Origin of the sequence: Vibrio ostreae (assembly GCF_019226825.1) — a bacterium.
Classification (GTDB): domain Bacteria; phylum Pseudomonadota; class Gammaproteobacteria; order Enterobacterales; family Vibrionaceae; genus Vibrio; species Vibrio ostreae.
Genome location: NZ_CP076643.1, coordinates 2,657,488 through 2,673,586, shown reverse-complemented (window position 1 = coordinate 2,673,586; position 16,099 = coordinate 2,657,488). Strand labels below are relative to the sequence as shown.

Annotated in this window: 10 protein-coding genes and 5 tRNA genes; 12 read left to right on the top strand and 3 right to left on the bottom strand. The window is 51.5% G+C overall.

Annotation, left to right across the window (positions count from 1 at the left end):
• Window positions 1–34: 34 nt before the first annotated feature.
• Window positions 35–1,519: a ketol-acid reductoisomerase gene (ilvC, locus tag KNV97_RS18385; RefSeq protein WP_136487954.1), complete on the top strand. Its 1,485-nt coding sequence runs from the start codon at window positions 35–37 to the stop codon at window positions 1,517–1,519.
• 138 nt (window positions 1,520–1,657) lie between these two features.
• Here the strand turns inward: ilvC and ubiK are convergent, their stop codons facing one another.
• Window positions 1,658–1,909 (bottom strand): ubiquinone biosynthesis accessory factor UbiK, encoded by a 252-nt coding sequence (gene ubiK / locus KNV97_RS18380; protein ID WP_136487955.1) that lies wholly within the window; start codon window positions 1,907–1,909, stop codon window positions 1,658–1,660.
• A 289-nt stretch (window positions 1,910–2,198) separates the two neighbouring features.
• Between ubiK and rep the strand changes: the two genes are divergently transcribed.
• Complete coding sequence (gene rep / locus KNV97_RS18375; protein WP_136487956.1) at window positions 2,199–4,214, top strand: DNA helicase Rep; 2,016 nt, start codon at window positions 2,199–2,201, stop codon at window positions 4,212–4,214.
• Window positions 4,215–4,352: 138 nt separating this feature from the next.
• Here the strand turns inward: rep and KNV97_RS18370 are convergent, their stop codons facing one another.
• Window positions 4,353–4,760 carry a c-type cytochrome gene (locus tag KNV97_RS18370; RefSeq protein ID WP_136487957.1) on the bottom strand — a complete coding sequence of 136 codons (408 nt, stop codon included), beginning with the start codon at window positions 4,758–4,760 and terminating at the stop codon, window positions 4,353–4,355.
• Between the two features lie 292 nt (window positions 4,761–5,052).
• On the opposite strand from KNV97_RS18370, the gene KNV97_RS18365 reads away from it, so the two are divergent.
• From KNV97_RS18365 to KNV97_RS18320, 10 genes are all read left to right on the top strand, one after another.
• Window positions 5,053–5,129, top strand: a tRNA-Arg gene (locus KNV97_RS18365).
• A gap of 33 nt (window positions 5,130–5,162) precedes the next feature.
• Window positions 5,163–5,238 (top strand) — tRNA-His (locus KNV97_RS18360).
• 5 nt (window positions 5,239–5,243) lie between these two features.
• Window positions 5,244–5,320: transfer RNA gene (locus KNV97_RS18355), tRNA-Pro, on the top strand.
• Window positions 5,321–5,392: 72 nt separating this feature from the next.
• Window positions 5,393–5,468: transfer RNA gene (locus tag KNV97_RS18350), tRNA-His, on the top strand.
• A gap of 5 nt (window positions 5,469–5,473) precedes the next feature.
• Window positions 5,474–5,550, top strand: a tRNA-Pro gene (locus tag KNV97_RS18345).
• Window positions 5,551–7,138: 1,588 nt separating this feature from the next.
• Entirely contained in the window at window positions 7,139–8,854 is a 1,716-nt protein-coding gene (locus tag KNV97_RS18340; RefSeq protein WP_136487253.1) for a dipeptide ABC transporter ATP-binding protein, read from the top strand.
• Between the two features lie 92 nt (window positions 8,855–8,946).
• The gene (locus tag KNV97_RS18335) at window positions 8,947–10,503 is read left to right on the top strand and encodes an ABC transporter substrate-binding protein (RefSeq protein WP_218562538.1); all 1,557 of its coding nucleotides are present in this window, start codon (window positions 8,947–8,949) and stop codon (window positions 10,501–10,503) included.
• A gap of 172 nt (window positions 10,504–10,675) precedes the next feature.
• A complete protein-coding gene (locus KNV97_RS18330) occupies window positions 10,676–11,653 on the top strand; it encodes an ABC transporter permease (protein ID WP_218562537.1) in 978 nt (325 codons plus the stop codon).
• A gap of 2 nt (window positions 11,654–11,655) precedes the next feature.
• Window positions 11,656–12,594, top strand: coding sequence for an ABC transporter permease (locus KNV97_RS18325; protein ID WP_136487250.1), 939 nt, complete (start codon window positions 11,656–11,658; stop codon window positions 12,592–12,594).
• Between the two features lie 146 nt (window positions 12,595–12,740).
• A complete protein-coding gene (locus KNV97_RS18320) occupies window positions 12,741–13,658 on the top strand; it encodes an SPOR domain-containing protein (RefSeq protein ID WP_256613003.1) in 918 nt (305 codons plus the stop codon).
• A gap of 54 nt (window positions 13,659–13,712) precedes the next feature.
• Here the strand turns inward: KNV97_RS18320 and KNV97_RS18315 are convergent, their stop codons facing one another.
• Window positions 13,713–16,049, bottom strand: coding sequence for a hypothetical protein (locus KNV97_RS18315; RefSeq protein ID WP_218562535.1), 2,337 nt, complete (start codon window positions 16,047–16,049; stop codon window positions 13,713–13,715).
• Window positions 16,050–16,099: the final 50 nt, after the last annotated feature.

Below are 16,099 nucleotides of genomic sequence, written 5' to 3'. Positions count from 1 at the left end.
GACCTGATGGAACAAATTAAAGGAGAGCACCCTCATGGCGAACTATTTCAATACCCTGAACCTGCGTGAGCAACTGGACCAACTAGGCCGTTGCCGTTTTATGGCACGTGAAGAATTTGCAACTGAAGCAGATTACCTGAAAGGCAAAAAAGTGGTCATCGTAGGTTGTGGTGCTCAAGGTCTGAACCAAGGCCTGAACATGCGTGATTCTGGTCTGGACGTATCTTACGCACTGCGCCAGGCAGCGATTGACGAGAAGCGTCAGTCTTACAAAAACGCCAAAGACAATGGTTTTGTGGTAGGCAGCTATGAAGACCTGATTCCACAAGCTGATCTGGTTGTGAACCTGACTCCGGATAAACAGCACTCAAACGTTGTTGAAACAGTAATGCCTCTGATGAAACAGGGTGCCGCTCTGGGTTACTCACACGGCTTCAACATTGTTGAAGAAGGCATGCAAATCCGTAAAGACCTGACCGTAGTGATGGTTGCCCCTAAGTGTCCAGGTACTGAAGTACGTGAAGAATACAAGCGCGGTTTCGGTGTTCCTACTCTGATTGCGGTACACCCGGAGAACGATCCTCAAGGTGACGGTCTGGAAATCGCAAAAGCATGGGCAGCAGCCACTGGCGGTCACCGTGCAGGTTGTCTTGAGTCTTCATTCGTTGCTGAAGTGAAATCTGACCTGATGGGCGAGCAGACTATCCTGTGTGGTATGCTGCAAGCGGGCTCTATCGTATGTTACGAGAAGATGATTGCTGACGGTATCGATGCGGGTTACGCCGGTAAACTGCTGCAGTTCGGTTGGGAAACAGTGACGGAAGCACTGAAATTCGGTGGCATCACGCACATGATGGATCGTCTGTCTAACCCGGCGAAAATCAAAGCGTTTGAACTTTCTGAAGAGCTGAAAGATCTGATGCGTCCACTGTACAACAAGCACATGGATGACATCATCTCTGGCCACTTCTCAAGCACCATGATGGCTGACTGGGCGAACGACGACGTGAACCTGCTGGGCTGGCGTGCAGAGACTGCAGAAACTGCCTTTGAGAACTACCCAGAGTCAGATGTGAAGATTGCAGAGCAAGAGTACTTCGACAACGGTATCCTGATGATCGCTATGGTTCGCGCCGGGGTTGAGCTGGCATTCGAAGCCATGACAGCGTCAGGCATCATCGATGAGTCGGCTTACTATGAATCACTGCACGAACTGCCACTGATCGCCAACACTATCGCACGTAAGCGTCTGTACGAAATGAACGTGGTTATCTCTGACACTGCAGAATACGGTAACTACCTGTTCGCAAACGTAGCGACTCCGCTACTGCGCGAGAAATTCATGCCTAAAGTCGGTACTGACGTAATTGGTAAAGGCCTGGGCGAAACATCTAACCAGGTTGATAACGCGACTCTGATTGAAGTGAACAGCATCATCCGTAACCACCCGGTTGAGTTCATCGGTGAAGAGCTGCGTGGCTACATGAAAGACATGAAGCGCATCGCGGTAGGTGACTAATTAAGTCGGCTTAAAAAGCAGAATAAAAGCAAACACAACACAACATAAAAACAAAAAGGGCTTAGTCGCAAGACTAAGCCCTTTATAATTTGTGCTGACCGGTGTTGCCAGCCAGTCCGGGCCGTCCGGAACACGCTATTATTTGTCAGCCAGTTTGGCTTCCAGCTCAGCCAGCTTCTGTTCCATTTCTGTCAGTTTCTGACGTGTGCGCAGCAGCACCTGGGTCTGCACGTCGAATTCTTCACGGCTGACCACATCCAGCTTGTTGAGCTGGCCCTGAATCACCTGGCGCACTTTCTGCTCGACATCGGTACCCAGGTCTTTGACCGGCTGCGGCATGGATTCGTGAATCTGTTTCGCGATTTGCTCAAGTTTCTTTGGATCAAACATTGGTTATGCACTCCTGTATTTATGTCTTTCATTCTATGCAATTCAGTGTCGAAAGTCGTTAATTGCGATGACAAAAAAGCGCGAAAGCATACTTTTGTCACTCAGATCAAAGGAGTACGGTATCAGACACGCTGCTGCGGCACCCAGACCTTGCTCGATGCCGTGTGCGCTGCTTAAGATCAGGCGCTGACCTGCAGGATGATTTTTAGCGCTGGGATGGTATCGGAGTGGAAAGTGTCCGCTTGCGGCATTATCATGAGCGCCTTCAATACGCAGATCAGAGAGCACTATGAAGCTGAACCCAAGACAAGATGAAGCCGTGAAATACGTATCTGGCCCCTGCCTGGTACTGGCGGGTGCAGGCTCGGGCAAAACCCGGGTGATCACCAATAAAATTGCCTATTTGGTTCAGCAGTGTGGGTACAAAGCGCGGAATATCGCGGCGGTGACCTTTACCAATAAAGCCGCGCGTGAAATGAAAGAACGTGTCGGCCAGACTTTGGGTAAAGCCGAGTCCCGTGGTCTGATGGTATCGACCTTCCATACCCTGGGGCTGAATATTATTCGTCGTGAGTACAAGCAGCTGGGTCTCAAAGCCGGCTTTTCTCTGTTTGATGACCAGGACCAGCTCGCCTTGCTGAAAGAGCTGACCGAAAAGCAGCTCGACGGCGATAAAGATCTATTGCGTCAGTTGATGAGCACCATCTCAAACTGGAAAAACGACATGTTGTCGCCGGATCAGGCCAAAGCACAGGCGCAGGGCGAGCAACAGCAGCTGTTTGCCTTCTGCTACGAGATGTACCACACCCAGATGCGAGCCTATAACGCGCTCGACTTTGATGATCTGATCCTGCTGCCAGTCCTTTTGTTACGTGGCCAGCAAGAGGTGCGACAGCGTTGGCAGAACAGGATTCGTTACCTGCTGGTCGATGAATATCAGGACACCAACTCAAGTCAGTATGAGCTGGTGAAATTGCTGGTTGGTGAACGCGGCCGTCTGACGGTGGTCGGTGACGATGACCAGTCGATCTACTCCTGGCGTGGCGCCAAACCACAAAACCTGGTGCTGCTGGGGCAGGATTTCCCCAACCTGCGCCTGATTAAGCTGGAGCAGAACTATCGTTCGACCAGTCGTATTCTGCGTGCGGCCAACATTTTGATTGCCAATAACCCGCACGTGTACGAGAAATCGCTGTTTTCCGAGATCCCGGATGGTGAAAAACTCAAAGTGATCATGGCCAAGAATGATGACCATGAAGCCGAAAGGGTGACCGCGGAAATCGTGGCGCATAAATTCCTCAATCGCACTCATTATCGTGATTATGCGATTCTGTATCGTGGTAACCATCAGTCTCGTCTGATTGAAAAATCCCTGATGCAGAACCGGGTGCCGTACAAAATTTCCGGGGGGACGTCATTTTTTGCCCGCGCGGAAATCAAAGACATCATGGCCTACCTGCGCGTGCTGGTGAACCCGGACGACGACAATGCGTTTCTGCGTATCGTTAACACACCGAAACGGGAAATCGGCCCGGCGACCATGGAGAAACTGGGCAGTTACGCCAATATGCGTGGTAAGAGCCTGTTTGAGTCCAGTTTTGAACTCGGGCTGGAACAGCATCTGTCCGGGCGCGGCCTGGACAACCTGCGCCGTTTTACCCAGTGGCTGGTTGCGATTTCCGATAATGCCGAGCGCGGCAACACCGTAGAGGCTGTGCGCTCTCTGGTACGCGATATTCACTATGAAGACTGGTTGTATGAAACCTCATCCAGTGCGAAAGCGGCCGAGATGCGGATGAAGAACGTCTCTGAGCTCTATTCCTGGATTGTCTCTGACCTAGAGGGAGATAATTATGATCAGGAAGAGAAAACCCTCAAAGAGGTGGTGCAGCGCCTGACGCTACGTGACATGATGGAGCGTGGTGAAGATGAGGACGACAGTGATGCGGTGCAGCTGATGACGTTGCACGCTTCTAAAGGTCTCGAGTTTCCCTACGTATACATGCTTGGTACGGAAGAGGGCATTCTGCCGCACCAGACCAGTATTGATGAAGACAATGTCGAAGAAGAGCGGCGTCTGATGTATGTGGGGATTACCCGTGCCCAGCGTGAAATGACCTTTGTGATGTGTAAAGAGCGCCGACAGTATGGTGAGCTGCTCAAGCCGACCCAGAGCCGTTTTCTCGATGAACTGCCTTACGATGATGTCGAATGGGAAGTAAAGAAGAAGCCGCTATCACAGGAAGAGCGAATGGTTAAAGGTCAGGCGCATATCGCCAATCTCAAGGCGATGTTTAAAAAATAGCATGCGTGCTTGTCTGCCTTTGACGGCAGAGAGGAAAAAGGCTTGGTTGATCCAAGCCTTTCTTCTTTTATCCAAACCTTTCTTGCTTTAGTAACGCTTTGATTAAATTATCCAAGCTGTCACTGCATTGCGGGCTGATCACAGACCTTCTATCATATGCTCAATCGCGGCCATGATTTCATCGTCTGAACAGTCCATACAAGTACCACGTGGTGGCATCATATTCAGACCGTTAATGGCGTGCTGCTGCAGGACATCTTTACCCTGGGCAATGCGCGGAGCCCAATCAGCGGCATTACCGATTTTGGGTGCGCCACTGACTCCGGATGCGTGACAAGCGATACAAAATGTGCCGTAAACAGAGGCGCCATCACGCGGGCCGGTTGGTTCTGCAGCGACCGGTTCACTGCCTGCCAGATACACATTACCCACAGGTTTGATGCGTTCTGCAATGGCATCAGCATCGGCGGAACTGGTTGCGAAGGAGGCGGTAGAAAAGGTTAGTGCAGCGAACAATACGCTTAAGACTGATCGAGACATATCCATTTAACTCACTTTACATTCCAAAGGTAAGTGCTGCTTACCCAATTATTATTTAGCGTAGGGTGACTTATCGGCCGGACTGGCTGTTAAATCAATGTAAACTGTGGGTGATTATAGATCGATAACATGGTGCAATAAACAACAAGTTGCGATCTTCAGGGGGTGAGTCACATCCTTGAAATAGCGTTAATTTGCCTTATCTGATGAAAAAGACGCCAACCGAACAAAAAAAGTTGAAAAAGTACTAGACGGCCCATGGGGATCTACGTATTATTCCCATCCGCCGATAGGGCATGCGCCCGTAGCTCAGCTGGATAGAGCGTTGGCCTCCGGAGCCAAAGGTCGAAGGTTCGAATCCTTTCGGGCGCGCCAATTCCCGGAAGCAATATCGGTAAAAATTTAGTGGTGGCTATAGCTCAGTTGGTAGAGTCCCGGATTGTGATTCCGGTTGTCGCGGGTTCGAATCCCGTTAGCCACCCCATTCGTCGGTGAATAGCGCAGTTTGGTAGCGCATCTGGTTTGGGACCAGAGGGTCGGGGGTTCGAATCCCTCTTCACCGACCACTTATTTAAGTGTCAGGCGTAAAGCGTGAGACTGAGATAACGGCAGATAAGCGGTTATCACAAAATTCAGCGGTGGCTATAGCTCAGTTGGTAGAGTCCCGGATTGTGATTCCGGTTGTCGCGGGTTCGAATCCCGTTAGCCACCCCATTTGTCGGTGAATAGCGCAGTTTGGTAGCGCATCTGGTTTGGGACCAGAGGGTCGGGGGTTCGAATCCCTCTTCACCGACCACCATTTAAAGCCTCGTCAGTAATGACGGGGCTTTTTCGTCTGAGTGATGCAGGGAGAATGCCCCCTAGCATCGTGGGTCGTGGGCTGGAGCGCCAGTCCGATCGAATCCCTCTTCACCGACCACCATTTAAAGCCTCGTCAGTAATGACGGGGCTTTTTCGTCTGAGTAATGCAGGGAGAATGCCGCATAGCATCGCGGGTCGTGGGCTGGAGCGCCAGTCCGATCGAATCCCTCTTCGCCGACCACCATTTAAAGCCTCGTCAGTAATGACGGGGCTTTTTCGTCTGAGTAATGCAGGGAGAATGCCGCATAGCATCGCGGGTCGTGGGCTGGAGCGCCAGTCCGATCGAGTCCCTCTTCTCCGACCACTATTTAAAGCCTCGTCAGTAATGACGGGGCTTTTCGTTTGAGTGATGCAGGGAGAATGCCCCTAGCATCGCGGGTCGTGGGCTGGAGCGCCAGTCCGATCGAATCCCTCTTCACCGACCACCATTTAAAGCCTCGTCAGTAATGACGGGGCTTTTTCGTCTGAGTAATGCAGGGAGAATGCCCCTAGCATCGAGGGTCGTGGGCTGGAGCGCCAGTCCGATCGAATCCCTCTTCACCGACCACTATTTAAAGTCTCGTCAGTAATGACGGGGCTTTTTTATCTGAGTAATGCAGGGAGAATGCCCCTAGCATCGCGGGTCGTGGGCTGGAGCGCCAGTCCGATCGAATCCCTCTTCACCGACTATCATTTAAAGCCTCGTCAGTAATGACGGGGCTTTTTCGTCTGAGTGATGCAGGGAGAATGCCCCTAGGATCCGAGGAGCTAGGGCCTGGTTCCCTGAGCTTCGGATAATCTATCAATCGCTTGTACTGTTTTTAGGCTTGATTCTGTCCCTGTTGCCTAAGCCACTCTGCCAGAACCTAGAACCTTTATTGCCCTCTCTCACCATTTGTGTGCGTACTATCACTTTTTTTATTTTTATGCGGATTGGTGCGCAATTCCTCTTCTAGTCTTTAAACAGACGTTTTGCACGTGAACAATTTATCTGCTCAGTGTCCGTTTGGATCTGAGTTGAGTTAGCTCACAAAAATGATAAGTTTAATGCTCTGCATAATTTTACATTATTGGGTTTAATTGCTGGTTAATGGCTGAATGTCTGGTTTTTATGGTTTAGGTAATGGATTTCATGTGAGATTGTTTCTTTATTGTTAATGGATGTCTTGACTTGACACTTGCTAAAATATGCATCTGCTCGTTTTTTACAATATCCGTAATATTTGCGCTATATCAGTGTTTAACGCTATGAGTTTGAGTTAATCTACCGAATGTGGCGAAACATCGGACCACACTAATATCTAGTTTTAGTGCATATAAATTCGATTATGCTGCTTTAAAGTGGTGCGTTATCGATTTTTTATCCTTTTAATGTTGCTTTTGTGTGAAGTTTTCGCCATATTGATGGCCTTATAAATTGCCAGAATATTATACTGGTTTGAATGGATTCACTTGGGCATGCGTTGGTCGACCGCTGATGGTATCGATCGCCGCGGGCCGCAGACAGGGCAGAAAACTGCCGCAGCAGTAGAGGTCTGGTTTAGATGTCACTTTTAGAAGTAAAAAACCTTCGTATTGAATATCCGTCACGCCACGGTGTGCATGCAGCGGTTAAATCGTTGTCTTTCAGCATTGAGCGCGGCGAGATTGTCGGCGTAGTCGGTGAGTCCGGTGCCGGTAAATCGACAGTGGGTAACGCGATTATTGATTTGCTGAGTCCTCCGGGCACGATAGCCGGCGGTGAAGTCTTTCTGGATGGCGAGAAAATCTCTGGCCTGTCTCCGGAAAAAATGCGTGCCGTGCGCGGGTCTAAAATTGGCTTTATCTTCCAGGACCCGATGACCTCTCTCAATCCGCTGTTCACCGTAGAGCAGCAACTGAAAGAGACCATTCATGCCAACATGAAGGTCAGTGATGATGAAGCCTACCAGCGCGCATTATCATTGATGAAGCAGGTCGGTATTCCGCAACCGGAAAACCGTCTCAAACAATATCCGCACCAATTCTCCGGTGGTATGCGTCAGCGTGTCGTGATTGCTATCGCTCTGGCGGGCGAACCGGATTTGATCATTGCCGATGAACCGACCACGGCCCTGGATGTGTCCATTCAGGACCAGATCCTGAGTCTGATCCGCGAGCTGTGCATTAAAAATAATGTCGGCTGTATGCTGGTGACCCACGACATGGGCGTGGTGTCCAACGTGACTGATCGTGTCGCGGTGATGTACCGCGGCGATCTGGTTGAATTCGGTCCGACGGCGAAAGTACTGGGTGATCCGGATCATCCGTATACCCGCAGCCTGATTTCCGCAGTACCGCGCTCCGACATCAAACTGGATCGCTTCCCGCTGGTCACTTATATCGAAGATGCCGCTGAGCACAAAACGCTGGATATTAAGAATCACTGGCTGGGACAGAGTCAGGATCAGCGTGAGTACACCGGCCCGCTGCTCAATGTGGAAAACGTCAGTCTGCGCTTTGTGACCAAAGATTCACTGTTTGAAAGTCGCCGCGAGTACGTGCAGGCTTCTAATAATGTCAGCTTCGAGGTGCAGGAAGGAGAGACTTTCGGCCTGGTGGGCGAGTCTGGTTCGGGTAAATCGACCATTGCCCGGGTGATTGCCGGTTTGTACCAGCCGAATGAAGGCCGGGTGACGTTTGAAGGTCTTGATCTGACGGCGATGAAGTCAGAGAAAGAGCGCCGTCCGGTGCGTCGCCAGATGCAGATGGTGTTCCAGAACCCTTATACGTCAATGAACCCGCGTATGAAGGTTTTCGACATTATTGCCGAGCCGATCCGCTTCCATAAACTGACCAGTGGGGAAGGGGAAACCCGCCAAATCGTCAATGACCTGCTCGATTATGTTGGCCTGGGTAAAATGGCCGGGGTGAAGTATCCGCATGAATTTTCCGGTGGTCAGCGTCAGCGTATTTCGATTGCGCGCGCGCTGGCTACCCGCCCGCGCCTGCTGATCTGTGATGAGCCGACTTCGGCACTGGACGTTTCCGTTCAGGCGCAAATCCTTAACCTGCTGAAAGATTTACAGGATGAATTAAGCCTGACCATGATGTTCATCAGTCATGACTTGCCGGTGATTCGTCAGATGTGTGATCGGGTCGGGGTAATGAAAATGGGTACCTTGCTGGAAGTGGCGCCGACCGAGCAACTGTTCACCTCGCCGCAGCATGAATACAGCCAGCAACTGATTTCCTTGATGCCGGAGTTTACCGGCTTGAGAGACGGTGTAAGCGCGGCCTAGCCGCACCGATTGCCGGCCTTCCGGGGCCGGGTTTTGAAACAGAAGCAAATACAACAACTAGGGATTTGGATTCCCGCATAAGGAGTTATGCAATGAAAACCATGAAAAGCAAACTTGCAGTGGCTTTAATGGCAGCTGGCCTCAGCTTTGCCGCCAGCGCGGCTGATATTACAGTGGCTTACGACGCTGATCCGGTATCACTGGACCCGCATGAACAACTGTCAGGTGGTACGCTGCAACTGTCTCACATGGTGTTTGATCCGTTGGTTCGCTACACCCAGGATCTGGACTTTGAACCCCGCCTGGCGAGCAGCTGGGAACGTCTGGATGACAAAACCGTGCGTTTCCACCTGCGTGAAGGGGTGAAATTCCACTCCGGTAATATGATGACAGCCGACGATGTGGTGTGGACGTTTGACCGTCTGCAAAGCTCGCCGGATTTCAAAGCGATTTTTGAACCATATGAGAAAATGGTCAAAGTTGACGACTACACGGTTGACCTGGTATCGAAGGGCGCTTACCCGCTGGTACTGCAAACCGCGACCTACATTTTCCCGATGGACAGTAAGTTCTACTCAGGTAAAACTGAAGACGGCAAAGACAAAAGCGAAGTCGTGAAACACGGTAACTCATTTGCGTCTACCCACCTTTCCGGTACCGGTCCTTTTATCGTTACGCAACGTGAACAGGGCGTAAAAGTTGAATTCGAACGTTTCAAAGATTATTGGGACAAGGACTCGAAGGGCAATGTTGACCATCTGACTCTGGTGCCTATCAAAGAAGATGCGACCCGTGTTGCGGCTCTGCTGTCCGGCGATGTGGATATGATTGCGCCAGTTGCGCCGAATGACCACAAACGTGTCGAAGAAGCCAAAGGTGTCGATCTGGTAACATTGCCAGGTACCCGCATTATTACGCTGCAAATGAACCAGTCGAGCAATGAAGCGCTGAAAGATGTGCGTGTGCGTCAGGCGATTGTTTACGCCATCAATAATCAGGGTATCGTGGACAAAATCATGAAAGGTTTTGCAACGGCTGCCGGCCAGCAGAGCCCGCAAGGTTATGCTGGCTACAATCCTGAACTGGTGCCGCGTTATGACCTGAACAAAGCCAAAGAGCTGATGAAGGAAGCGGGTTATGAGAAGGGCTTTAACCTGACCATGATCGCACCGAATAACCGCTATGTGAATGATGCTAAAGTGGCTCAGGCTGCAGCGGCAATGCTGTCGAAGATCGGCATCAAAGTTGATCTGAAAACCATGCCAAAAGCGCAGTACTGGCCTGAGTTTGATAAATGTGCGGCAGACATGCTGATGATCGGCTGGCACGCGGATACCGAGGATTCAGCCAACTTCTCTGAATTCCTGACCATGACCCGTAACGAAGAGAGCGGTAAAGGTCAGTACAACTGTGGTCACTACTCAAACCCTGAAGTCGATAAACTGGTGGAAGCGTCAAACGTCGAAACCGATCCGGCTAAACGTGCCCAGATGCTGCAGCAGGTAGAAACGACCCTGTACAACGATGCCGCGTTCGTTCCTCTGCACTGGCAGAACCTGGCCTGGGGTGCGAAATCAACGCTGGGCGTCAAACCAATCGTTAACCCGATGGAGTTCCCATACTTCGGTGATCTGGTGGTCAAAGAGTAAGTTGCGCATTAACTGGTAACAGGAGCCTCCGTAACCCGGTTGCGGGGGCTTTTCTCACCTTAGGTCATTAATCTTGTTTCAGTCGGGTTAGTGACTGTTTTAAAGGCTGAATAGGGTCCATCGCAGGGCATTAACCCGGATGGATTTAGCATGGAAAGTTAAGGGGCAAGGAATGTTTTCGTTTCTGGTCAAGCGCCTGTTTCAGGCACTGATAGTGATGTTTGTGATCAGTTTGGTGGCGTTTGCCATTCAGGATAACCTGGGCGACCCGCTGCGCGAGCTTGTCGGTCAGTCGGTTTCAGAGACGGAGCGCCAGGCGCTGCGTGATGAACTGGGCCTCAACGATCCCTTCGTCACTAAATACACCCGTTTTGTCACTGCCGCGGTGCAGGGCGACCTGGGTACCTCCTATTTCTTCAAGCGTCCTGCGGTTGAAGTGATTCTCGACAAACTGGTCGCGACACTGGAACTGGTGTTCGGTGCCTCGCTGATCATTATTGTCTGTTCCATTCCGCTTGGGGTGTATTCAGCGATACATCCGAAAAGCGTGTTTACCAAGCTGGTCATGGCCGGCAGTAGTATTGGTATTTCGATCCCGGTGTTTCTGACCGCGATTATGCTGATGTATGTGTTCTCGATTGAGCTTGGCTGGTTGCCATCCTATGGCCGCGGTGAAACCGCAAACTGGCTCGGCTGGGAGTCGGGGTTCTTTACCCTTGATGGTCTCGCGCACCTGATTCTGCCTTGTGTCTCGCTGGCCTCTATCATGCTGCCACTGTTTATCCGTCTGGTACGGTCTGAGATGCTCGAAGTGCTCAGCTCGGAGTACATTAAGTTTGCCAAGGCGAAGGGCCTGGCGATGAACAAGATTTATTACCAGCATGCGCTGAAAAACACCATGCTGCCGGTGCTGACCGTCGGTGGTGTGCAGATCGGGACTATGGTGGCCTACACCATTCTGACCGAGACGGTGTTCCAGTGGCCGGGTACCGGCTTTTTGTTCCTTGAGGCGATTAACCGGGTGGATACGCCGCTTATCACGGCGTACGTGATTTTTGTCGGCCTGATTTTCGTCGTGACCAATACCATCGTGGATCTGATGTATGGTCTGATCAACCCAACCGTTAACCTGACCGGAAAAGGAGCATAATCATGAGCCAGGTAGTCGCAGCTCCTTCACGCTGGGAGCGTTTTAAGCAGTCCGATTTTCTTTACTATTTCCTGCGTGACAAAGTGGCGATGGTCAGCTTTGTTATCTTTATGGTGGTGCTGGTCACGTCACTGGTGTCCCCGTTGATTGCCCCGAGCAACCCGTATGATTTAACGTCAATCGATATTATGGATTCGGAGTTACCGCCATCCTGGCTGGATGGCGGCGATGAGCGCTTCCTGCTCGGCACCGATAACCAGGGGCGCGATATTTTATCGACCATTTTGTATGGCTCCCGCTTGTCACTGACGATCGGCTTTCTTGCCGTTGCCTTGCAGCTGCTTTTTGGCATCGTGATCGGCCTGTCAGCCGGTTATTTCGGTGGCCGTATCGACAGCTTCCTGATGCGCTTTGCGGATGTGCAGCTGTCGTTTTCGACCATGATGGTCGCTATCATTGTATCGGCCATCTTTAAAGCCAGCTTTGGCAGCGAGTTCTACAGTGAATACGCGGTTTTGATGCTGGTGGTGATCATCGGTGTGGCGGAATGGCCGCAATATGCGCGTACCATTCGTGCCTCGGTGCTGGCTGAGAAGAAAAAAGAGTATGTTGAAGCGGCGCGGGTGATGGGCTTTAAATCACTGCGTATCATGTTCCGTCATATTCTGCCGAACTGTCTGTCGCCGATTCTGGTGATCTCAACCGTGCAGGTAGCGAATGCCATCATGTCGGAGGCGGCACTTTCTTTCCTCGGTCTGGGTTTGCCGGTGGACCAGCCATCACTGGGCTCACTGATCAGTATCGGTTTTAACTACATTTTCTCCGGCTCGTGGTGGATTACCATTTTCCCAGGTTTGGTGCTGGTTACCCTGGTGTTGGTGATTAACCTGCTGGGCGACTGGTTACGCGATGTGTTTAACCCGAAAATCTACAAAGGTTGAGCGGAGTCGATTGATTTTGTTCGAATAATATACCTAAACTAAGAGCCGTAAGTGATTGCGGCTCTTTTTTTGCATCTGTAATCGAACGTTGAGCAGTAACCATTGTCACTATGAGTAGGATAACTATGGAGATGAGAGTGGTCGTGATGCCTAAAATCACCCATCGAGTTCTGTTGAGCCTGTCCTGCTGCGCTGTACCCCTGTTTTCATTACCGGTACATGCTCAGGAGTTTCTTTGTGATGCGACTCAGGCCGCCAGCAATCAGTTGCCGGTCCTGGATAAGACGTGTCCGATAGGACAAGGTTTATGGGGTAACTCGGCCCCGAAAAGAAAGGATTCTGATTTCTGGATTCAGTGCGGCTTGTTGACCAAGCCTTTATCGTTAGCCCAGGCCCAGGGTTTGTATCAACATATCTCAACCCATGTCTGGATGAAACCGGAAGACAAAGGCACCCGCTGTCTGATCGGGCCTTACGATGATTTCGCCAAGGCGCGCAAAGATTTGCGCGGCGTGCGTACTGTGGGCGGCTACAAGGAAGCCTTTATTCGTGAAGTCGCAAAAAGCACGGCGACGTCAGTGACAACGGCTGCGCCGGTAAAGCGTGCTCCAGCCGCACTACAAGCTGCCCCAAAGCCTGCTAAAGCTCAGACATCAGCCCCGCAACCTAAACCAGCCGCTGCGTTGACCGAAACCCGCGCTTTACCTGCAACCGTTGCGTCTCAGGGGGCCGATGTCAGTTTCCGCCATCAGACGTCACTCAACGGAGTGAGTTATGTGGTGCCTTACACCCTGGCCGACAATGTGCAGTTTTATATGGAGCATAACAAAGCCTGGAACCGGCTCAGCTATGACGGCGCGGAAAAAATGTGCCGCAGCCAGAATATGCGCCTGGCTAATGAGCAGGAGTGGAAGCAGTTACTCAATTCAAAAGTGATGGAGCGTGAACAGTGGCCGGTGTATCTGCCGTACTGGGGAGAGGGGCGTAAAGGGCTGTTTACCAATGGCAGGACGACAAATCTGAAAGGTACCTCACTGCTGAATGTGTTGTGTGTGAAAGGATAAAAAAATAACCCCGCATTGCGGGGTTATGGTTACCTAGCCTGATTTGACGTGTTATTAATCGTTATCGCTCACGCCTGTCCATTGCATGTTGAACTTAACGGCTTCGACATAAGCGCCCTGGGATTCTTTCACCCGGCCGATAAAGCTGTACACGTTGCCAGCGGTCAGTGACGGTAAATCAAAGTCGATGTTGGCATGGATGATATTGTCTTGGGTATTGTTGTAACACTCGAAGTTATCGTCATAATTGCCACCGGATGAGTATTCCCAGCTCAGGTCGGCACCGGTAAACAGCATGTGGCGGTAAAGGTTCTGAGCATCTTTACAGGTAAAATTCTCATCGGCAAATTCCATTACCACGTTGGCATCCATGGCGCCATCATCACCAATTGACGGCTGATCGTTGATTGACAGGCCAACCTTGCCGACCGCTTCACCACCGTTCTGGGTTGGCAGAATCATCGGGAAGTAGCGGGTGTCGCCATCATCATCAGACTGCAATTGAATACGCGCTTCGGCATCAGCTTTATTGCTGAAGAAGGTGTAACGTTCAGTCTCCGCTTCTCCGTCATCCTCTACCGTCCACAGCAGAGTCTGGGCACCGCTTGAGATAACGCTCGCATCGCTGACACTTAAGGTGACGTCCACGTTGCCGCCTTCATCCGGATCGTAGAAGGTTGCAACCAGGTTATCGCCGTCTACCACATAGCTTGCACCACTAGCCTGCTGGGTGGCTTCACTACACTGGGTTAAATTGTCCGGAGTTCGCACGTTTTCGTACACCAGGCCGTCTTCAAAGCGGAATGCGTCACACCATACGCTGCTGTAGTTTTGCTCGTTGATGCCGTTAGAAGAGCCGTGTTCCAGGCGGTACCAGGTTTTGCCTTCCAGAGTGTGCAAATCGCTGGCTGGTGGTGCTACACCTTCCTGCACTGCTGGCAGGGTAAATACGGCGGCTGCAGAAGCGCTGCCCTGATCATCACGTGCTGAGATACGCAACTTGACGCCTGACGGATAGGCCTGAGTGGGTGTGCCTGAGATGGTGGCAATGGCCTGGCTTTGATCGATACTCAGGGTCAGACCGTCGACCGCAATGGTACCGGATTCGTATTCGGTGATATCACCGTCCGCATCGCTGAATAGGTTGACCAGTGACAGAGTCTGGTTAAACGGTGTCCCCTGCTGCAGTTGCCAGCCATCGATGATCGACTGAATCCGGCTCAGCTCGCCCGACTCGACAACCGGGGCCAGATTGGCGGATACGATGGTCACGTTGAGCACTACAGCAACAGGCGCACCAATCTTGTCGCCATTAGCATCGCGATCGCTGGCCTGCAGAGTGATCGTATACTCACCGCCGCTCGCAACCGGATTGACCGCGGCCAGGCTTAGGATTTGGTCGCTGATACTGAGTGCAATCCCTGTGGTACCCAGGCTGGACTCTTTGACTGTGATAACGGGTGCGATGCCGTCAGCCAGGTCGGTGTCGCGGAACAGGCCGCTAAGATCGAGGGTCGCACCGCTAAAATTTTCACCTTCGGCAACGTTCAGTTCGGTCAGGCGTGTCTGAATGTTATCGACGGTTGCTGTGTCTGTGATTAACTGGTTATTGCTGATGACAGTGCCGACGCTGTCACCATTAACCGGTATCACCGGCTTATAGGTGTTAGAAGCTAACTGCGCATCATCCATGTTGTAGACCGTACTTTGTGCCGTCAGAGCGATTTGGCTGGCGTGCGTACTGTAGTCGTTGCCTTTGGTTTGGGCATCCGCTTTTGATTCGGTCAGAATCTGGGCTACTTTATGCAGCTTACGGTTAGCTTTGTTACCATCGACAAAGTCGCTGTACACATCATCCGCCTGCTCTTCGGTCAGACCCAAACTCAGTGCCACACTCTGTTTGGCGTCATCTTCGCTCAGCGTGCTGTCGTTGCTCATCGCAATCGCAACCAGGTCAGTGACCGGGGAGATCACCTGCGATGAGCCCGGCGCGCGGAACACCAGCTCATGCGCCATAGCCTGACCCGGGTTATCCATATCGATGGTGTATTTACCGGCGTAGGTTTCCGGTTCCAGGTTCGCCAGAGCGGTCTGCATTGCACCGCCCGGAGTCAGGGTTTGCAGCGCCAGTGAGCCTGCAATCTCGGTACCGGCAGGCAGAACCCGCTGGCCGTTCTCGTTGGTCAGGCCAAACAAGGTATCTGTACCAATATCCAGCAGGCCGTTGTTGTTGGTATCGTCAAACAGTACAGCCTGATTAAAGTAGCCGTCGAAACCTGTGATGGTGGTGCTCTGAGCCGCGGTTTGTCCGCTGCTGTCTGAGCCGCCACCGCCGCCACAGCCGGTTAATGCCAAAGCCACAGACACTGCCAGAAAAGTCATTTTCTTCATTATTATTTCCCTGTCGATTGCAAACGAGAACGTGGATGCTTTATTTGCTG

What these genes read in the sequence shown, in the direction of transcription:
- ilvC (WP_136487954.1), top strand. Translation starts at nt 35, where the DNA reads ATGGCGAACTATTTCAATACCCTGAACCTGCGTGAGCAACTGGACCAA.
- ubiK (WP_136487955.1), bottom strand. Translation starts at nt 1,909, where the DNA reads ATGTTTGATCCAAAGAAACTTGAGCAAATCGCGAAACAGATTCACGAA.
- rep (WP_136487956.1), top strand. Translation starts at nt 2,199, where the DNA reads ATGAAGCTGAACCCAAGACAAGATGAAGCCGTGAAATACGTATCTGGC.
- KNV97_RS18370 (WP_136487957.1), bottom strand. Translation starts at nt 4,760, where the DNA reads ATGGATATGTCTCGATCAGTCTTAAGCGTATTGTTCGCTGCACTAACC.
- KNV97_RS18340 (WP_136487253.1), top strand. Translation starts at nt 7,139, where the DNA reads ATGTCACTTTTAGAAGTAAAAAACCTTCGTATTGAATATCCGTCACGC.
- KNV97_RS18335 (WP_218562538.1), top strand. Translation starts at nt 8,947, where the DNA reads ATGAAAACCATGAAAAGCAAACTTGCAGTGGCTTTAATGGCAGCTGGC.
- KNV97_RS18330 (WP_218562537.1), top strand. Translation starts at nt 10,676, where the DNA reads ATGTTTTCGTTTCTGGTCAAGCGCCTGTTTCAGGCACTGATAGTGATG.
- KNV97_RS18325 (WP_136487250.1), top strand. Translation starts at nt 11,656, where the DNA reads ATGAGCCAGGTAGTCGCAGCTCCTTCACGCTGGGAGCGTTTTAAGCAG.
- KNV97_RS18320 (WP_256613003.1), top strand. Translation starts at nt 12,741, where the DNA reads ATGCCTAAAATCACCCATCGAGTTCTGTTGAGCCTGTCCTGCTGCGCT.
- KNV97_RS18315 (WP_218562535.1), bottom strand. Translation starts at nt 16,049, where the DNA reads ATGAAGAAAATGACTTTTCTGGCAGTGTCTGTGGCTTTGGCATTAACC.